This is a genomic window from Micromonospora sp. NPDC049799, from assembly GCF_040656655.1.
Lineage (GTDB): Bacteria > Actinomycetota > Actinomycetes > Mycobacteriales > Micromonosporaceae > Micromonospora.
In genome coordinates this window covers 1-3,109 of the sequence record NZ_JBFAMU010000547.1, presented here as the reverse complement: position 1 = coordinate 3,109, position 3,109 = coordinate 1, and the positions used below count along the sequence as shown (strand labels likewise).

General features: G+C 72.2%; 3 protein-coding genes. 1 reads left to right on the top strand and 2 read right to left on the bottom strand.

Going from position 1 to position 3,109, the window contains the following annotated elements:
- Positions 1–649: C40 family peptidase (locus AB0I76_RS26090; RefSeq protein WP_357040620.1), on the top strand; the 649-nt coding region annotated here is incomplete at its 5' end.
- A 66-nt stretch (positions 650–715) separates the two neighbouring features.
- Here the strand turns inward: AB0I76_RS26090 and AB0I76_RS26085 are convergent.
- Positions 716–1,714 carry a TerC family protein gene (locus tag AB0I76_RS26085; RefSeq protein WP_357040617.1) on the bottom strand — a complete coding sequence of 333 codons (999 nt, stop codon included), beginning with the start codon at positions 1,712–1,714 and terminating at the stop codon, positions 716–718.
- A 326-nt stretch (positions 1,715–2,040) separates the two neighbouring features.
- A partial coding sequence (locus AB0I76_RS26080) for an AAA family ATPase (RefSeq protein ID WP_357040614.1) occupies positions 2,041–3,109 on the bottom strand: 1,069 nt, incomplete at its 5' end.

The following is a 3,109-nucleotide window of genomic DNA, read 5'->3' as shown; positions in this document are numbered from 1 at the left end:
CGTGGTGATGCCCGACCGGCTCTCCTCGCCGATGAAGAAGTGGTTCACGGAGTGCGTGGTCGTCGCCGACACCGAGACCATCGTGGCCGCCACGGTCACCGCCCTGCACGACGCCCCGGACGGCACGGTGCTGCTGCCCGGCGTGGTCCTCGGCACCCGGCTCACCCCGGCCGGGCCGGCCGCCGACGGCTGGCGTCCGGTGTGCGTACCGGGGTACACCGACCCGCTCTGGCTGCCCGCCGTGCATGCCGTGCCGGTGCCCACCGCGCCGCCGTCGGCCGGGCAGGTGCTCGACGTCGCCCGCCGGTTCCGTGACCTCGTCTACGTGTGGGGAGGCATGTCCGCGTACGGCATCGACTGCTCCGGCCTGGTCCACCTGGCCTGGCGGCGATTCGGGGTGACCCTCCCCCGGGACGCCGACGACCAGGCCGCCGCGACCACGCCGGTGCCACTGGGCGCGGAACGCCCCGGCGACCTCTACTTCTTCGCCCGGCCGGGTCGGCACATCCACCACATAGGCATCGTCACCGCCGAGCCACACGGCGACGACCGGCGGATGCTGCACGCCTGCTACCGGAAGCGGCGGGTGCTGGAGGAACGGCTGCCCGAGGAGCGCACCGCCACCCTGGTCGCCGCCCACCGGGTCTGAGCCGGGGCCGGAAACGGATCGAGGGACGCCCCGGGGGGACGTCCCTCGATCCTCACGCGTGGGCGCTCAGCGGCGCGCCTCGGCCAGTTCCCGCCGGCGGTCACGGGAGGACTTGACCAGGCTGGCGATGGTGGCGATCAGCAGGGTGCCCAGGATGACCAGCAGCGACAGCCAGATCGGGATGTGCGGGGCCCAGCCCACGTGCTCGCCACCGTTGATGAACGGCAGGTTGTTGTCGGCGAGCGCCTCCAGCACCAGCTTGACGCCGATGAAGCCCAGCACCACGGCCAGGCCGTAGCTGAGGTAGATGAGCCGGTCCAGCAGGCCGCCCAGCAGGAAGTACAGCTGCCGCAGACCCATCAGCGCGAAGACGTTCGCGGTGAAGACCAGGTACGGCTCCTGGGTGATGCCGAAGATCGCCGGGATCGAGTCGAGGGCGAAGATGAGGTCGGTGGTGCCGATCGCGATCATCACGATCAGCATCGGCGTGAAGAACCGCCGGCCGTTCACGTGGGTGGTCAGCTTCGCGCCGTCGTAGTCCCGCGAGATCGGCAGCGCCTTGCGACTCCACCGGATGAGCACGTTCTCGGTGAACTCGTCCTCGTCCGGCTCGCCCTGTCGGGCCAGGTTGATCGCGGTGTAGATCAGGAACGCGCCGAAGATGTAGAACACCCAGGAGAACTGGGAGATCAGCGCGGCGCCGGCCGCGATGAACCCACCGCGCATGACCAGCGCCAGCACGATGCCGACGAGCAGCACCTTCTGCTGGTACTGCCGGGGTACGCCGAAGCGGGCCATGATGATCACGAAGACGAACAGGTTGTCCACCGAGAGGCTGTACTCGGTGAGCCAGCCGGTGTAGAACTGGCCGGCGGCGCTGGGGCCGGAGGCGAACCAGACGCCCGCGCCGAAGATCAGGGCCAGGGCCACGTAGAAGCCCACCCAGAGGCTCGACTCGCGCACGCTCGGCTCGTGTGGACGCCGACCGATGATCAGCAGGTCCACGAGCAGGATGGCGGTCAGTGCGACGAGGGTCCCCGCCCACACGACTCCGGACACGTCCAAGATTCATTCCTCCGGCAGACACGCAGCGACGGGCACACCGTACGCCCTCACGGAGCGTCCGGTGCCGGTGACGCTGACTCTGGTGACTGTCGGAGGTCTCTTCCGCCACCGACCCGCACGCGGGACGGCGACCGACGGGCCGGGTCGCGCCACCGGGGGGCCGGCGTTCGACCGTGCTGACGACTCCGTCGCGAGGGAATACTCCCCTCCTCCACCGCCATTCTCGCCCACTGCGGCCAGTCACCGCACCTTGGGCCCTCGGTGTCCCTGCACACGGGTCCTCGCGGGAGTACCCCGCGTCACGTCGCGTAGGGCGTCCTAGGAGGCTAGCCTTCGACGGGAAGCAGCGGGTCGGCCAGGTCCCAGCCGACCGCGAGCAGGTCCTCGCAGGCCGCGACCGCCTCGGCCAGCCGCCGCTCGTGCGGGCCGGTCAGCTCGACCACGGGCACCCCGGACCCGGCCAGCTCGGCCCGGAACCGGTCGGTCATCCAGGCCCGCAGGTGCCGCCCGTCGCGCAGCCCGTCGTCGTCGAAGGGCACGCCGACGTGGTCGGTGAGCAGATAGAGCGCCGGCCGCCGCGCCGCCGCCCGGACCTCCGCCGACGCGGAACCGAGGTACCGCTCCTCCCACACCGCGGTGGCCCGCGCGTCGGGGTCACACACCAGCAGCGGCCCCGACGACCGTGCGGCCCGGTCCTCGGCCGCCTGCTGCTCGCGTACCACCTCGACGAAGTCGTCCCGGTCCCAGGTCACGTCGAAGACCGTCGCGTCGGCCCGGTCGAGGCGCAGCCGGGCCAGCTTGCGCGCGGTCAACTCCCGGCCGTACTCCGGCACCCACACCGTGCCGAGGCGCGCGGCGAGCGCGGCGGCCATCGTGGTCGTACCGGTCGACTCGGCGCCGACCACCACGACCCGGCGGACGAACCACGCCCGGACGGCCGCGTGCAGGTGGGCCCAGTGACCCGCCGGGTCCGCGCGCACGGCGGTCCCGGAGACCGGCACCGTCCGCCGCTCCGGATCCACACACACCGCTAGGGCGTCGAAGCGCCGCGCCAACTCGTCGCCGTACGCCTCGGACGAGAAGACCGCGTCGACCCCCGCCCCGCCCAGCGCCGCCCGGAACACCGCGCAGTGCAGGTCCCACACGGCCGGATCGTCGTAGTCCACCGGATGGTCGTCGTACACCCCGACGAACCGCACCCACGGCGTGACCCCGTGTGCCTCGCGCAGCCAGTCCAGCCGCAGCTCCAACGGGATCGACTCGCGGCGGGACGGGGCCACCACGACGGTGACCGCGGCGCAGCGCGCGGCGGCGGCGGCGATCAGGGCATGGTGCCCGGCGTGCGGGGGGTAGAACTTGCCCACCACCAGCCCGTGCCGGAACTCCGTCCCGGGG